The sequence below is a fragment of the Rhizobium ecuadorense genome, assembly GCF_001187535.1.
GTDB lineage: Bacteria > Pseudomonadota > Alphaproteobacteria > Rhizobiales > Rhizobiaceae > Rhizobium > Rhizobium ecuadorense.
This window is the reverse complement of record NZ_LFIO01001045.1, coordinates 1-278: the sequence shown is the minus strand read 5'-3', so window position 1 is coordinate 278 and position 278 is coordinate 1. Positions and strand designations below refer to the sequence as shown.

At 66.9% G+C, this 278-nt stretch carries 1 pseudogene; it reads left to right on the top strand.

The window, feature by feature from the left end:
* A pseudogene (locus AF337_RS18810) lies at positions 1–278 on the top strand (ABC transporter permease); the annotation flags it as partial.

Below are 278 nucleotides of genomic sequence, written 5' to 3'. Positions count from 1 at the left end.
GGGCATTTCACCTCGGGCGGCAGCGCCTTCGAATCGGAGATCTGGGCGGATCTGGGAGCGGTGCAATCGGCCTTTGACCGGCAGGGACAGGTGCAGAGCCTGCGTATGCGCCTCGATGGGGCGGGTGGTCTGGACGCACTGAGACAGCATCTTTCCGCAATTCCCGGCGCCCCACTCACTGCGGTCTCCGAGGCCGATCTCTATGCCGCGCAATCCGAGCGCACCAGCCGCCTCATTCGCCTGTTCGGCTGGCCCCTCGCGCTGCTGATGGCGGTGGG